The following is a 15,064-nucleotide window of genomic DNA, read 5'->3' as shown; positions in this document are numbered from 1 at the left end:
ATTCGTTCCATTTTATTATAACATGAGAACAGTAAGCAGCAGCCATTAAGATTGCGTATGGCTGCTGCTGTCATTGCATATTCTTTTACGAAGGAATTATTGCGCTGCAGATGTGGCCGCAGGCTCCAGTGCATTTTGCGCTTTGCCCGGTTCGATTAATTGATCCACCGGAGTGCTGGCATTCATCCAGTTGTCGATCATCGCTTTGGCTTCAGTCAGGTCCTCTTCATCAACGATATCATAATACACACCGCCAATACGTTCACCCTCACCCATCACGGTAAAACTGGAAATATCCATATCTTTTCCGCCCATGAATTTTCTGGCCAGACTAATGATTGTAGACGGTGCAATATCCGTCTTGAAATTGTCGCCCATGATATCCAGCAGCTCGGGGATGTTCCCGATCTGGCTAATGGACAGCATCTTGTTCGCAACCACATCAATGAATACCTGTTGCCGTTTCGTACGGTTAAAGTCACTGTCTTCACGGTAGCGCGTATAGTTGAGGGCCTCTTCACCATTATAATTGGATTTGCCGCCTTTAATAGTGAATTTCTCATGATCCTTACCCTTGTTCACAATGTCTTTTTTGATCGGCAGCGGTACACCGCCAATGGCATCAACCGCATCCTTTAGGCCTTGGAAATTTATGGTGGCATAATATTGAATGTTATGTCCAAGCAGGTTCTCCAGCGTATCCTTGGCCATCTTCTGGCCCCCGAACGCATAGGCATGCGTAATTTTATCCTTTTTGTTGTCATCGTGTCCGATGATCTCGGTGTACGTGTCCCGTGGAATAGAGATCAGTAGAATTTTATAATCTTCAGGCCGGATAACCGCGTAGATCATCGTATCAGAACGGGCCGTTTCATTTTTACGCTGGTCCGTACCCAGCAGCATTAGAGAAAACGGGTCACTTTTGTACACAACAGGTTCGGGTTTTACCGTAGTATTCCCATCATTGACTAGAGGCTGGTAAGATTTCTGGGACAGCTTATTCTCGACCCGATCCGACAAAAATAGATCAAAGGCCAGTACCGCCAGCTGTTTTTGGAACAGGAATCCTCCACCGATTAATACTACAAGTGCAGCAATGATGATGATATATCTTTTCTTTATTTTTTTGATTTTTTTCATGATTTTTTGATTCCTTCTTTATGGTGGAATGGTTATATGATTGCTTGCGATCTATTTACAATGCTTGCCTGGAGCGCACCAAGCAGTCATGGCTGTGCTTTTCTTGGCTGTTAAGATTATGGCCGATTCAGTATTATTATGTTTCCCCCCTTTCTGGAAATCGGGTCATGCTAATTGTAGAATAAACATGGAAAACGGCTTTGACACATAAACAATATTTCTATTGTAATCACTTGCCGCTAAAAAAGAAACAACAAATAACGACAAGTTTAGTACTGGAGCTACTTGCATTCCCTAAAGTATATGACGAGTGAAACTTCATTTTGATGCAGAATTAATAAAAAAGAAGCAAAACTACAGGGTCCGCCTTCAATAGGCAACGGCTCCTGAGCTTTGCTTCCAATCACTTCTCTTCCTTAATCCACCAAGTCTGTGGCTCAATAATAGTGCTGATGGAATTCACCCGTACGTTCTGCAGACGTTTGTTAACGGCTGTAATATTCGTGCGCTCGGCAAAAAAGATCATCGGCACTTCCTCATTGATTAATTTCTGCCATTCATAGTAGACCTGCTTGCGGTACTCTTTATCAAAGGATTTGATTCCTACGCCTTCGCGGATCAATTCTTCACTACGCTTTGAACTGTACCGCGGATAGTTCCACAAGTCAGTCGCTCTCCATAAACCGGAGGGATCAGGATCGCTGGCCAACCCCCATACTCCATTAAACAGCTCAACTGAGGGATCATCATTTTCTACGGCTTCATAAAAATCATTAAGCTCCTTAAGCTTGCCTCCGTTCAGCCGGACATTCAATCCGACATCGCGCCAATTCTGGAGAATGGCCTGCGTTTTTGCTTCAGCGGTTGTTGTTCCGGTCATCGCATCGTAGTTAATTATAAAAGAATGCCCTTTGGGGTCTTCACGCAATCCATCGCCATCCCTGTCCACATAGCCGGCTTCGTCCAGGAGTGCCTTTGCTGTACCGGGGTTGTAGTCATACGTATTGATTTCGGCATTGGGGATCTTAGCCCAGCTTGAGCTGGAAACCGGAGTTTCAATCAGACTGCCAAGACCATAGGAGTACTGGTCAATAATCCCCTTCCGATCAAGTGCGTAATACATGGCCTGCCGCAGACGCTTGTCGGCGAACTTGGGGTTATCCATGACAATCTGCTGGGTTTCCTTATCCCAAGACCCAAATTTGAATCCTATGTATTCGTAAGATAGCTCCGGAGATTCCAGTACCTCCACCTGGTCCAGCTGCTTCAGCGATGCATAGGCATCACGCGGGGCTGAAGCTATGTCCACTTGATTCTCTTCAAGAAGATTCACGATTTCCTTATCATCAAACACTTTATACTGCACTCCGTCCAAGAGAGCCTTCCCTTGATAGTAATTATCAAATCGCTTCATCTCCACAAGCTGCCCGGGCTGGATGTTTGTCACCTCAAAGGGGCCAATCCCGATAGGATGCTTCCGCACCGGATCGCTGTCCGGCATATCCTTCACTGCGATTCCGCTGAAAACCTTTTTATTCATCGGGTAGGACCACAGGTTGTCCAGTGCATTTACCCGAACTCCATTCATAGTAATTCTTAGGGTATAGGGGTCAATCACTTTTATCCCGCTGATCTCCTTGGCTTCCCCTTTATGATAGGCTTCTGCGCCCTTAATCATTTCTACACTGTAGTACCGTGACCCTGTATATTCCGGGCTGGCAATGGTCTCTAGTGCAAACTTCCAGTCCTCTACAGTTAACTCATCGCCATTATGCCAGCGGACACCCGCCTTTATTTTGAAGGTGAATACGGTGTGGTCGCCTGATTCCTGCCAGGAGGCAATGCCCGGAACGGTGGTTAAGTCATCATTTACCTTGAACATGGATTCTGTCATAAACTCCAATACCTGAAAATCATCTTCACCCTCATAAAAAGCGGGGTCAAACAACCCTTGGAACGGAGAGGAGTAGCCATAAGTGATGGTTCCCCCAGCTACAGGAACTTCTGACGTATTATTCGAAAGAATTCCATAGGAAAGCCGCTCAGAGCTAATACCGCTGCAAGCGGACAGCATCATAGCCATCGCCAGCACCAGTGTGCCATATCTGCGCTTCATCATATCATTCTTCCCTTCTTCCATTGTAAGCGCTATCTAAAGATCATCTTATTAATCATTTATATTCTCATTCTTTACAGCCTTTATAGACTATAATATTGAGGATAACCAATAATCAGTCTAAAGTGAAGCACTTAATTCAACTTCATACCCTATTCACCCTTATAGTAACATCCATACTTTTGGAAAAAAGCCTGCCCAAGGGGCAGGCCTTTGCATTGTCAGCTGCGGTTACTCGTCCTTCTCCTCATGAACAATAGTGAGACCTTCCACATGCTTTTTTCGCATTAGCTTACGCTTTTTCCGAGTTTCCTTACTCTCAAAAATAATATCAAAATCATATTCCTCCGGGTAGAGCTCTTCTTTAGAGAGGTATGGTTTGAGACGTTTATGGTTGAATTTCATTTTTTGCTTTTGAATCATTACGCCAACCATTCCCATTCCGTCTCTTGCCTCAAAGACGATTCCTGTTCTGCCCAGTGGCTTCACATACACCGCATCTCCTACTTCAAAATCTTTCTTCTGTTCCTTGCCATCACCTGTTTGAGCAGAGTTTGGGTCTCCTGATAAGTCCTTTGTCATTCCTGCAGAAACACTTGAATCCAGGTCTTTCTCAAGGAAATCATTCCCTTCCACATGGTTGAACCCTTCCCCTGATTTGCCCTGTCCTGAACGGTTAAAGTTATTCCAGTACCTTTTATCCCTGTCCACTTCATGCTGCCCTTCTACAAGCTGCTGCGAGCGCCGGATGACAGACTCGGGGATGCCCAATTTCTCGGCAATTTGCAGGGCATAACTTTCACCTGCTTCACCAATAGTCAACTGGTAGATCGGTTGCAGCGTATTCTTGTCAAACTCCATCCGCGCATTTTGGAATCCGCTGGTGGATGCGGCGAAGACTTTAAGTTCATTAAAGTGAGTAGTAACTATAATATTAGCCCCTTTACGGTTCAGTTCCTCAAGAATTGCAATCGAAAGCGCGAATCCCTCTCCAGGGTCCGTACCCGCCGCCAGCTCATCAATCAGCAGCAGCACACCCTTGCCCGCATCTCTAAGCATCCCCTCTATACTCTTCATCTGGGCTGAAAAAGTACTCAGAGACTGTGTCAGACTCTGTCCGTCGCCAATCACACTAATGACATCCGAGAACACAGTGAAGTCGCTGTCTGGTTCTACAGGAATTAGCAGCCCTGATTGAACCATTAGGGTTAGCAGCCCCAACGTTTTGAGCACTACTGTTTTACCGCCTGTATTAGGTCCGGTGACGATCAGTGATTTGTAGCCATTACCGAATTCCAGACTAACTGGAATCATCCCTTCCAGCTTAGGGTGCCTGCCCCCATTCATCCTCAAGTAACCGTGGTCATTCAGGGCAACGTTTCTTGCACCCATTGTTCGCGCATATTTGGCTTTGGCGAAAATAAAATCATAGTTGCCTGTAATTTCAATATTCAGCCGCAGCGCAGCCTGTTCCTTCTCCAGAAGCCCTGTCAGCATGCTTAGTATCTGCATCTCTTCCCTAGCCTCCTCAGCTTCCAGTAATTCGAGCTCCCCCTGCATGGAGGCGATCTCATAGGGCTCTACAAATACGGTCTGCCCACTGGTTGACTGATCCAGTACTGCTCCTTTTACCTGCTTGTGATACTCCCGCTTTACAGGAATTACATACCGCCCACTGCGCATACTGACGAGGTTTTCCTGCAGGATTCCCTGATGCCTCGACATTACAGCTTCTATCTTCCTCTGCAGGCGGTCCTTGGCTACAGCCAATCGTTTCCGAACCCGTTCCAGCCCTTTACTGGCGTGGTCATCAATGCCCCCCAGACGTATACAGCGTTCAATCTCCTCCCGCACATCCCTCAGCTCTTCAAGAGAAGCCGCATAGGAAGCAATCCGCGGAGCCGTCTGCTCCTTGGCCTTCATATATTTGCGCAGCTGGCTGCAGCTCTGCAGAAACACCGATACTGCCATGAAATCCTTCTCGCTATACAGATATCCTGTTCCCAGCAGCGACATTAGGTTCTCCATTCCCTCCAGGGAGGGAATCGGCACGCTCGCCCCTCTTTCCAAAAGCTCCTTCGCCTCAGCAGTTTCGTCCAGCGCCCTGTGAATGGCCGGAAGATAGGTCATAGGCTCAAGGCCGCTTACCGCCTTTTTCCCTTCATATGATACGGTGTGACGTCTTAGATCCTCTCTCATTTCCTCATATTCCAGGGTGATCTGGCTTTGTGTATTCATTATTTAGTGTTCCTCCTTTATTCCTCACCCGAACGTTCAGGCGGGTTGCTGATCTGTCCGTAACGCAAAAAAGGGCAAAGACTGCCACTACGGCTGTCTTTGCCCTCATTCACTGCTGCTGCCCACTTTGTGCTTCAGGCTGAATTTCCTCCTGTGGAGAAAATTCAGCCTGAAGACAGAAAAAACCGTGCTGCAAGAGCACGGTTTAATCACAAAGAGAACATTAGCCGTAAAGAGGCCATATGACGCTTCGCGTGTGTCCTTAACTAATTCATTCACCTTCCCAGAAGCACGAGCACATTCCTGCCGGACATACTCAAACACAGCCGCCTATATGCTATAGAACAGGCCTTGTGCAGCTTACGGGTTAGATGATATGAAATTGCTTAGTTAAGAACGCTCACCAACATCAAAATTTCCCCTTTTGTTATAGGATACCTGTAATTTACTACATTCTGTCACCTTCGTCAATTCCCTGCACAATAAACAGAAGCAGCCCTGACATATAAAAAAGCAGCCGGCTAGGCCGGTTGCTTCATGAAACGTCCTATTCCGTTGTGTAAGGCAGCAGCGCGATTTGACGCGAGCGTTTTACAGCAATGGTAAGAGCGCGTTGGTATTTTGCACTTGTACCTGTTACACGACGCGGCAAGATCTTTCCGCGTTCGCTGATGAACTTCTTCAGAAGCTCAGTGTCTTTATAGTCAATGTGAGTAATCTTGTTCACAGTGAAGTAGCACACTTTTTTGCGCTTGTTGCGTCCACCACGACGTGCCGGTCTTTTGTCGTTGTCTCCGCCTTCTCTTTGTTTGAAAGCCATGTCAGTTCAGTCCTTCCTTATTAAAATGGCAAATCATCGTCCGATATATCGATCGGTTTTCCATCGCCCGAAAAAGGATCTTGAGTATTGTTGTTACGCGAGAAATTATTGTTATTTCCGCGTCCACTGTTACCGCCGCCACCATAGGATGGTTCTTCGGGTACATTTCCGCCACTTGGCGCATTGCCACCTTCACGATTCTGCGAGGATTCCAGGAAACGGACATTATCGGCAATAACTTCAGTAACGTATACACGTTTTCCTTCGTTATTCTCATAATTCCGTACTTGGATGCGGCCTTCCACGGCTGCCAGACGTCCTTTGCGCAAGTAATTGGCACAGGTCTCAGCCAGCTGTCTCCAGGTTACTACCGGGATGAAGTCCGCTTCGCGTTCACCGTTCTGGCCCGTAAAGTTGCGGTCTACGGCAAGCGTAAACTGCGTTACGGCAACACCAGCGGGAGTATAACGAAGTTCCGGGTCACGGGTCAACCGACCGATCAGAATGATACGGTTCAACAATTCAATCCCCTCCTTATAAGCGATTCGTTACAAAGCTTGTCAAGATCTTAGGCAACGTCGTTCGTAATGAGATAACGAATGACTTCGTCGGAAATCTTCATGAGACGTTCCAATTCGGTAACAACTGCAGGTTCTGCAGTAAAGTTAACCAAAACAAAAACGCCATCACGGAATTTCTTGATCTCATACGCAAGACGGCGTTTACCTTGCACATCGTGCTTTGTAATTTCTCCGCCGTTGGAGATGACGCCTTGGAATTTTTCGACTGCTGCTTGAACGGCTTCTTGTTCAATGTCAGGACGAATAATGTACATGACTTCATATTTGCGCATAATTTTCACCTCCTTATGGTCTGCGGCCCCTAATCACGTCAGGAGCAAGGAACGAGCACAAACATAGACTCGCACCAAATTAATATACCAAATTGCCCTAAGGAGTGCAAGTTATTTTTATCAAGAAGGCCATTGGGTACTTTTTAGGCTACATGAACAGACATCGATCCGAGCATAATAACACCGCAATTACTCACTCTATCCAAGGAGGAATGGTCCAATGGGCGAACAAACCGAATACGAAAAAGGCGATAAGGCCCCAAATCCCGGAATCTACACAGAGGTTGGCGAAGCACGAAGCTTCCATACCCAAATTCAGAATCCAAAACGAATTGAAATGAAGAGGGGTGACACCTTTCCGGAAACCTCAAATAAAGACCGCAAGTGGAAAAAGGTTGAAAAAGCCCGGGTTCATTAATTTTTACATCACATGTATAAAAAAAACCTCATGAGACATACTATTCTCAGGCAGTACAAAAGAGAGGTGTGGTTCCGTTGGACGTCGTAGACGAACACAATCACAAGGATTCTGAATCAGCATCTATTGTAAGTCGGGGAGAGTAAAGGCTTCCTCTTAAAAAAGGGATAAGCCTGGCAAAACCTGCATCACTTTAGCGGCTATAGACAGATTAAATCCGAACGTTATCCATGTACTGCCTCTTGAGAGGGACCTGAAAGGGTCCCTCTTTTGTTTGTCGTTTGAATTGACATTACATACAATAAAAAAACCCCGTTATGTCAACGGAGGTTCTAAGTGTTAATGTATGTAGTACTGAAGTGGCGGAGAGGGTGGGATTCGAACCCACGCACGCTGTGACACGCCTAACTGATTTCGAGTCAGCCCCCTTGGGCCTCTTGGGTACCTCTCCGCAGCAAGAATTATTGTAGCATGCGAACTTCACTTTTGCAAGTCTAATTATTCACTGGCTTCTCCTGCGGCTGAACGCAACACCTTTTTCATGTTTTTCTCGAACTTTGCACGGGGAATGAGAACACTATGATGACAACCGGTACATTTGATCCGGATATCCATTCCCATGCGAATGATCTCCATTTCATTGGTGCCGCAAGGATGCGGCTTTTTCATGAGAACAATATCACCAAGCCCAAAAACCTTCCGTTCCATTACTGACCCTCCTCTTCTCCCTCATGGGTAGCGGCTAACTGTCTGCTCAATCTAGCTTCTGCCGAACTACGTCCCCTCTGCGCCGCCTCCATGCCTTCCACTTCCATTGCAGCCGTAGCAGCACTTGCAGCCCGTTCAGCCTCCTCACGTGCCTCCTGCTCAGCCTTAGCAGCCTCTAGGGCACTCTGCTTCTCCAGCGCCTGCTTTATATCGCTCTGGATCTGCCGCTCTGCAGCATCTCTGGCATTCGGAAGACAATTGGCCGCTACCCGAATCACATACTCGGAGGTGCTCATGGATTGAATCCCCAGAACTTTCGGATAGGCAACGACATTGGGATTCCTCTCCTCTATCCCTTTCAGAGCTTCGCCGATCATAGCCAGCGTCTCTTCAAGCCCCCGTTCAATCTTCACCGGAACATCTACAACCGCCAAAGCATTGGCCAGTGAATAGTTCGTGACATTGATTATGGTGCCATTTGGGATAATGTGTACTTCCCCAGTACTGCTAAGCAATCTTGTCGTTCTAAGACCAATCATCTCTACGGTCCCTTTGTAAGTTCCTGTCTGGATTACATCACCAACAGCGAACTGGTCCTCAAAAATAATAAAGAAGCCCGTGATTACATCCTTGACCAAACTTTGTGCTCCAAAACCGATGGCAAGTCCGACGACACCAGCCCCTGCCAATAGTGGACCCAGATTAAAGTGAAATTCGGAAAGCACCAGCATAATCATGACAAAATTACAGATGAACGTAACCACATTCTTCAGCAACCCGCCTACCGTTGAGAACCTGCGGCTATCCCCTAATAGTTTTCCTCGTGTCTCCCTTTCCATCGACCGGTCAATCACCTTAGAGACAACCTTTATAATAACCCGGGTCAAAATGAAGATTAAAAGAATACGCAATCCTGCAAATAACACATTTGCCCACATTTCCGCATCTGTTACCACATTCCACACCTTATCTTTGAACTGTACTGCATTTTGCACAGCCTTGTCCGTTGTCATCGTCTCCAGGATCGACCTATTCATCCAACCCCTCCTTTTCTCCGATTAATTCGTACCCGTCACTCTCTTTTGCTCTGAAAATCCCGCGCACTTCAACATTCTGTTCCTTTACAATCTTGCGGACCTCTCCCAGTGCTCCCCGAAAGAATTGGATCGACATTGCACACCCGGCAGTAATCTCTTTCGGAGTGGGGAAAATATCAATTTCGATTTCCGCATATTCAAGCAGCATTTCAGCACGCAGCGCCTGTTGGGTAGAGTCAAAGGCAATCAGCAGTTCCTCATTCATGTGCAAGCCTCCTTTTGGGTTTATCGTCCTATCTCTATCGAGTGAAGTATAAAAAACATTTTTCATCCATATACTAGGATCATCAGCAGGCTCTCGAACCTATATAACCTCTGGCATATCTGCTGGTATTTTCACATACGCTCCGTCTCAGAAAGGAAGATCATATGAATTATTCTTCTAAAGCTGCCTCATTGCCGGAACCGTCCTGTTTAAAAATATCACATGCGGATCCCAATATCTATTCTGCCATTACACATCGGCTGTTATTTCATTTCTCCCGCACCCACTCGGATACACCAATCATAATAGTCTGTGTGGGTACAGACCGCTCAACCGGCGATTCGCTCGGTCCGCTTGTTGGAACCGCATTAGCCCGCTTTCACAGTCCCTTGTTTCATTTGTATGGCACCTTAGACGAGCCTGTACATGCTGTGAATTTAGAAGAAACTCTTACTCTCATTCACGAAAAACACAAGCATCCATTTATCATCGGCATTGATGCCTGCTTAGGCCATTCCACCAGTGTCGGATGTATTCAGGTCGTCGAAGGTCCACTGAGACCCGGAGCGGGGGTTAACAAGCAACTTCCTCCTGTCGGAGATATCCACCTCACCGGAATTGTGAATGTCGGCGGATTTATGGAGTATTTTGTCCTGCAGAACACAAGATTAAGTCTAGTCATGCGGTTGTCGGACATCATTGCCTCCAGCCTCTATTCCGCCTTAAGACAATGGAATCTTCATGCTAGATCTGCTGCGACGCGAGAGCAATAACTTCCTTTTCTTCGGGTGACAGCGGATATTGCGATTCTCCGCCCTCAAGAGGCTTAGAGTAAATATATGAATTTTCACGGTTATGAAGACTAGTCAAGACAACTCCACTCCGGTTGTCGTCAATGATGGCCATCGAGAAGCTCAGGTCATTCCCGCGCTCTCCAAAAGCATTGTATCGTTTCACTGCAACCTTTGACTTCATGCCTCGGAGTTTGACCTGTGCCGCCTCAATCATTGTCTTGTGCTCCCGCTGGGTTTCTTCCAGCATGTCACCCTGGTTTCTTAGATCGATTAATAAACTTTCCAGGTCTTCCACACCATTCCCGGTCATCATTGCCTCATATTTCCGACGCATTTTACGAATCCTTGTTCCCTGAACAATTAATACAATTACCAGCACCATGATAATCAATGCAAATCCCATGATGAACACCGATAACTGCTCAGTAATCACTTCATTTAATTCCGACATGTACAGACCATCCTTCTGTATAAATATAAGTGTAAATATATTCCGTATTCAATCATCTTACTACCTCTTTTTCACACATGACCATGCTATAGCAATGAGGACAATATGTGTTTGCTCGATATACTATTTTTTCTGTCCATACATTTCTGTCATTGCAATCAGAATTCTGTGAACATCCTCATCTGTTGAAGTGACACCGACGCTTGCTCTTACGGCCCCACTTTTGAGCGTTGATGCAGCTTTATGGGCTAGCGGAGTACAATGCATTCCTGCTCGTACAGCAATATTATGTTTACGATCGAGGCGATGCGCAATATCTGCAGAATCCTCCCCCTCTATGACAAAGGATACTATCCCACTTCGTTCCAAGCCTATTCCCGGCCCGAGCAGCTTCATTCCAGGAATAACAGACAATCCTTCCATGAGCTTCTGGGTCAACTCCCATTCCTGACGGTGAATGTTCTCCGTACCCAGAGACATCACCTTTGTCACTCCTGCCAGCAATCCGGCTATCCCTACCCCGTTTTGAGTTCCTGCCTCATACCGATCCGGACGCACTGTAGGCTGTTCGCTATTTTCGGATTGACTCCCAGTGCCCCCATGCATTAGAGGGATCAGGTCCAGCTCTGGCGCTATATACAACCCTCCGGTACCCTGTGGCCCCAACAACCCTTTATGTCCTGGAAATGCAAGCAGATCTATATTCATTTTTTTCACATCAATAGTTAATGAACCTGCACTTTGAGCAGCATCCACCAGAAAGACTGCACCCTTCGACTTGGCAATATCTCCAATCTCACCTATAGGCAGAATACTTCCTAACAGGTTAGAGCTGTGATTGCATATCACCATTTTTGTATTAGACTTAAAGGTTCTTTGCAATTCGAGCAAATCCACTTGTCCATCACGATCGACCTTAACATAATCAATGGATATGCCCAGGGTTTGACGCAAAAATTCCAAAGGCCTACGCACGGAATTATGTTCCGTCATTGTTGTAATAACATGATCCCCTGCTTGAAGTGTACCCTTAATGGCCATATTTAGCCCCATTGTAGTGTTGTGTGTGAAGGCAATATTTTGGGCATTGGAGACAGAAAAGAGTTCAGCTAGTTTACTGCGCGCCCTCACAAGTACACGCCCGGCTCCTATGGCCAATGAATGATTCCCACGTCCGGCATTCGCTCCAGAATTTTGCAGTGCGTCCATCATGGCCGATCCAACCTCAAGCGGTTTTGGCCACGAGGTTGCCGCGTGATCCAAATAGACCAATTCCTCCATTCCCACACCCTCCACCCTTTCATCAAAAAACATACCCCTCCATATCCGTTTTAAGGGATATCTCAGGATATGTTTTCAGCACAGATATCCATATCAGTTGCCCAATAGTTCCAATAACCTTTCCAGGTCTTGGGCACTGTAATAGTTCAATTCTATTTTCCCTTTTTCTTTACCCTGTTTGATTTTAACTGTTGTTTTGAATCTCTCACGCAACAACTCTTCAACATTATCAATATACGGATCACGCTTTACTATTTTCGCTTTAATTGCCCCAGTTGGTTTACGGTCCAAATTCTTAACAACCTCTTCCAACTCTCTAACGCTCCATTGCTGTTCCACACATTGTTCCGCCAGTTGTTTAACGGTTTCAGGGTCTTTGAGTGCCACAATAGCTCTGGCATGCCCCATGGAAATTGTTCCACGTGAAACATATTCCTTCACCTCTTCCGGCAAAGAAAGCAGACGCAGGAAATTAGCAATATGCGATCTGGATTTTCCCACCTTTAAGGAGAGTTCTTCCTGGGTAAGCGCGAATTGGTCCATCAATCCTTGATAGGCAACCGCAATCTCCATTGCATTCAAGTTTTCACGCTGCAAATTCTCAATAAGCGCAATTTCCATAACCTGCTGGTCACTTAAACTGCGGATAACTGCCGGAATTGTTGCTTTACCGCAAAACTGTGATGCTCTAAATCTCCGCTCGCCGGCAATGATTTCATAGCCTTTGAGAACGCTTCGAACAATAATCGGCTGTATGACTCCATGCTGTCTTATCGATTCAGCCAATTCCTGGATGGCCTCTTCATTGAAGTCCTTACGCGGTTGATAAGGGTTCGCACGCAATTGCGCTAAAGGGATCTCCACAACCTTATCATCTTCGTTGATGGACAAGGAAGGTATTAATGCATCGAGGCCTTTCCCTAAACGCTTACTCATAAGAAATCACTTCCTTTGCCAACTCCAGGTATACTTCTGCACCTTTGGAGCGATTGTCGTAAGTAATAATAGATTGCCCGTGTGAAGGAGCTTCACTTAGTCTCACATTACGCGGAATAATTGTTCTATACACCTTTTCCTGGAAATACTTTTTCACTTCCTCGATAACCTGAATCCCCAGATTGGTTCTGGCATCCAGCATTGTCAAAAGCACTCCCTCAATTTTGAGATGAGGATTAAGATTTTTCTGAACCAGACGAACCGTATTCAACAGTTGGCTCAAACCCTCCAGTGCGTAATATTCACATTGAATTGGAATGATAACAGAATCAGCTGCGGTTAATGAATTTATGGTAAGGATGCCCAATGACGGAGGACAGTCAATAATAATATAGTCGTAATTCGACTTTACAGCATTTAAAGCCTTTTTCAGCTTTAGCTCTCTGGAAATAGTGGACACTAATTCAATTTCCGCACCTGCCAATTGGATAGTAGCTGGAATAATATGGAGGCCGTCAATTTGTGTCTCTAATATCGTTTCTTGGGGATTCGCTTCATTGATAAGAATATCATAAATGCAATTTGCTACATCCGCTTTGTTGATGCCAACGCCGCTTGTAGTGTTTCCTTGTGGGTCGATATCAACAAGAAGCACTCTTTTTCCTAAAGTAGCCATTCCAGCACCTAAGTTTACAGAGGTTGTTGTTTTACCAACACCACCTTTTTGATTTGCTATAGCAATAATCTTGGACACTAATTTCACCTCGAATTGTTAGGAAGAATCATCTTGTAGGTCGTGAGTTGTAGCGGCACTAACCGCCTGCTGAGCTATGGCATCAATTTCACGAAATATATAAGCAAATATACGGATAACACTCACATTTTGGTTTTTTGACAATACTCCGGTTCAGGTCACAGAAAAGGCGGCCAATCACCTCAGGGCCGCCTTCAGCTTGTTGAAACCAATTATCGTTTTGGAATTTGAATTACAATCTCATAATGGTCACCGCGGTCGTTTTCAGAGGTTTTAATCTCCATTCCTGAACCAGAAACCATATCTATGGATTGACGAATTGTATTAAGAGCGAGACGAACATCCTTAGTGTAGGAAATTCGTTTTGATTTTTTGGTTTGATTAACTGCTTTATAGAAGGCAATACGTGCTTCCGTTTGTTTCACGTTCAACCCTTTGGAAATGATCTCCCCCAGAACCTTTAGCTGCATTTCAACAGTATCCAGCGACAGCAGTGATCTTGCATGTCGTTCTGTAATTTGTCTTTCCATTAATGCTGTTTTCACTTGTTCAGGAAGATTTAGTAAACGGATTTTGTTGGCAATGGTTGATTGACTCTTGCCAAGCCGCTGCGCCAGGCTCTCTTGAGTCAGCTGGTGAAGATCAATTAATTTCTGGTATGCAATAGCCTCTTCAATTGAGGTCAAGTTCTCACGCTGCAAATTCTCGATTAAAGCAATAGAAGCAGCCTGTGAATCATTAAACTCACGAATAATAGCCGGGATCGTTTCCATCCCTAGTTTTTTAACTGCTCGCCAGCGTCGTTCTCCTGCAATGATTTCATATTGAGAATCACGTATACGAACAACTATCGGCTGGATAACACCATGAGTTTTGATAGTTTGACATAGCTCGTCTATCTTGTCGTCATCAAAAATCGTCCGGGGCTGATAAGGACTACTGATGACCTCATGAACCGGGATCTGTTTGACCTCTTCTCCGCTGCTCCGCTCGGTAAATCCAAAAAGCTTGGTGAATTGTTCTTTCATTCCGTTCATAACCACCTAATTTCGTTATAGTACGATCTTCTTGACCTTGCCTAGCGAAAAGCTTATCGTACAGCAAGTAGAAGCGGCTACGCCGTCCTCAAAAGAAGCGTATGCTTCCGGAGCAGCAATATCTACGCATTGCTTTCAGGCACTTATTCAATAAAATAACCTGAAAACCACGCCAGGCTTAAAGCCTTCATGTATTGGAGATTCTGCAGCGATTGA

At 45.6% G+C, this 15,064-nt stretch carries 16 protein-coding genes and 1 tRNA gene; 2 read left to right on the top strand and 15 right to left on the bottom strand.

Annotated features, from left to right (window positions below):
• Positions 1–96 precede the first annotated feature (96 nt).
• The 6 genes from A3849_RS19770 to rpsF form a co-directional block, all read right to left on the bottom strand.
• On the bottom strand, positions 97–1,140 hold the full coding sequence (locus A3849_RS19770) for an LCP family protein (RefSeq protein WP_178382751.1): 1,044 nt from the start codon (positions 1,138–1,140) through the stop codon (positions 97–99).
• A 403-nt stretch (positions 1,141–1,543) separates the two neighbouring features.
• Entirely contained in the window at positions 1,544–3,259 is a 1,716-nt protein-coding gene (gene opp4A / locus A3849_RS19765) for an oligopeptide ABC transporter substrate-binding protein (RefSeq protein WP_074112966.1), read from the bottom strand.
• 228 nt (positions 3,260–3,487) lie between these two features.
• A complete protein-coding gene (locus A3849_RS19760; protein WP_074112965.1) occupies positions 3,488–5,494 on the bottom strand; it encodes an endonuclease MutS2 in 2,007 nt (668 codons plus the stop codon).
• A 547-nt stretch (positions 5,495–6,041) separates the two neighbouring features.
• Complete coding sequence (rpsR, locus tag A3849_RS19755) at positions 6,042–6,314, bottom strand: 30S ribosomal protein S18 (RefSeq protein WP_019914552.1); 273 nt, start codon at positions 6,312–6,314, stop codon at positions 6,042–6,044.
• A 20-nt stretch (positions 6,315–6,334) separates the two neighbouring features.
• Positions 6,335–6,835: a single-stranded DNA-binding protein gene (ssb, locus tag A3849_RS19750; protein WP_074086470.1), complete on the bottom strand. Its 501-nt coding sequence runs from the start codon at positions 6,833–6,835 to the stop codon at positions 6,335–6,337.
• Positions 6,836–6,882: 47 nt separating this feature from the next.
• Complete coding sequence (gene rpsF / locus A3849_RS19745; RefSeq protein WP_074086471.1) at positions 6,883–7,167, bottom strand: 30S ribosomal protein S6; 285 nt, start codon at positions 7,165–7,167, stop codon at positions 6,883–6,885.
• Positions 7,168–7,387: 220 nt separating this feature from the next.
• Between rpsF and A3849_RS19740 the strand changes: the two genes are divergently transcribed.
• Entirely contained in the window at positions 7,388–7,585 is a 198-nt protein-coding gene (locus A3849_RS19740) for a YjzC family protein (protein ID WP_074086472.1), read from the top strand.
• A gap of 360 nt (positions 7,586–7,945) precedes the next feature.
• On the opposite strand, the gene A3849_RS19735 is transcribed toward A3849_RS19740, so the two are convergent.
• From A3849_RS19735 to A3849_RS19720, 4 genes are all read right to left on the bottom strand, one after another.
• Positions 7,946–8,036, bottom strand: a tRNA-Ser gene (locus A3849_RS19735).
• A 47-nt stretch (positions 8,037–8,083) separates the two neighbouring features.
• Positions 8,084–8,293 carry a DUF951 domain-containing protein gene (locus A3849_RS19730; RefSeq protein ID WP_074112964.1) on the bottom strand — a complete coding sequence of 70 codons (210 nt, stop codon included), beginning with the start codon at positions 8,291–8,293 and terminating at the stop codon, positions 8,084–8,086.
• Positions 8,293–9,330 carry a mechanosensitive ion channel family protein gene (locus A3849_RS19725; RefSeq protein ID WP_074112963.1) on the bottom strand — a complete coding sequence of 346 codons (1,038 nt, stop codon included), beginning with the start codon at positions 9,328–9,330 and terminating at the stop codon, positions 8,293–8,295. The genes A3849_RS19730 and A3849_RS19725 overlap by 1 nt, the downstream gene beginning before the upstream one ends.
• Positions 9,323–9,595 (bottom strand): putative Se/S carrier protein, encoded by a 273-nt coding sequence (locus tag A3849_RS19720; RefSeq protein WP_074112962.1) that lies wholly within the window; start codon positions 9,593–9,595, stop codon positions 9,323–9,325. The genes A3849_RS19725 and A3849_RS19720 overlap by 8 nt, the downstream gene beginning before the upstream one ends.
• A gap of 164 nt (positions 9,596–9,759) precedes the next feature.
• Between A3849_RS19720 and yyaC the strand changes: the two genes are divergently transcribed.
• On the top strand, positions 9,760–10,368 hold the full coding sequence (yyaC, locus tag A3849_RS19715; RefSeq protein WP_074112961.1) for a spore protease YyaC: 609 nt from the start codon (positions 9,760–9,762) through the stop codon (positions 10,366–10,368).
• Here yyaC and A3849_RS19710 read toward each other — a convergent pair.
• The 5 genes from A3849_RS19710 to noc all read right to left on the bottom strand — a co-directional run bounded on the left by A3849_RS19710 (position 10,340) and on the right by noc (position 14,839).
• Positions 10,340–10,840 carry a DUF4446 family protein gene (locus tag A3849_RS19710; protein ID WP_074112960.1) on the bottom strand — a complete coding sequence of 167 codons (501 nt, stop codon included), beginning with the start codon at positions 10,838–10,840 and terminating at the stop codon, positions 10,340–10,342. The genes yyaC and A3849_RS19710 overlap by 29 nt on opposite strands.
• A 123-nt stretch (positions 10,841–10,963) precedes the next feature.
• A complete protein-coding gene (locus A3849_RS19705) occupies positions 10,964–12,121 on the bottom strand; it encodes an aminotransferase class V-fold PLP-dependent enzyme (RefSeq protein ID WP_074112985.1) in 1,158 nt (385 codons plus the stop codon).
• Between the two features lie 93 nt (positions 12,122–12,214).
• Positions 12,215–13,057: a ParB/RepB/Spo0J family partition protein gene (locus tag A3849_RS19700; protein WP_074086477.1), complete on the bottom strand. Its 843-nt coding sequence runs from the start codon at positions 13,055–13,057 to the stop codon at positions 12,215–12,217.
• Complete coding sequence (locus A3849_RS19695; protein WP_074086478.1) at positions 13,050–13,811, bottom strand: ParA family protein; 762 nt, start codon at positions 13,809–13,811, stop codon at positions 13,050–13,052. The genes A3849_RS19700 and A3849_RS19695 overlap by 8 nt, the downstream gene beginning before the upstream one ends.
• Before the next feature lie 212 nt (positions 13,812–14,023).
• Complete coding sequence (gene noc / locus A3849_RS19690) at positions 14,024–14,839, bottom strand: nucleoid occlusion protein (RefSeq protein ID WP_074112959.1); 816 nt, start codon at positions 14,837–14,839, stop codon at positions 14,024–14,026.
• Positions 14,840–15,064: the final 225 nt, after the last annotated feature.

Source organism: Paenibacillus sp. P46E (assembly GCF_001909095.1).
Lineage (GTDB): Bacteria > Bacillota > Bacilli > Paenibacillales > Paenibacillaceae > Paenibacillus_AQ > Paenibacillus_AQ helianthi.
The sequence above is the reverse complement of the archived record's forward strand: the minus strand, read 5'-3'. Positions and strand labels throughout refer to the sequence as shown.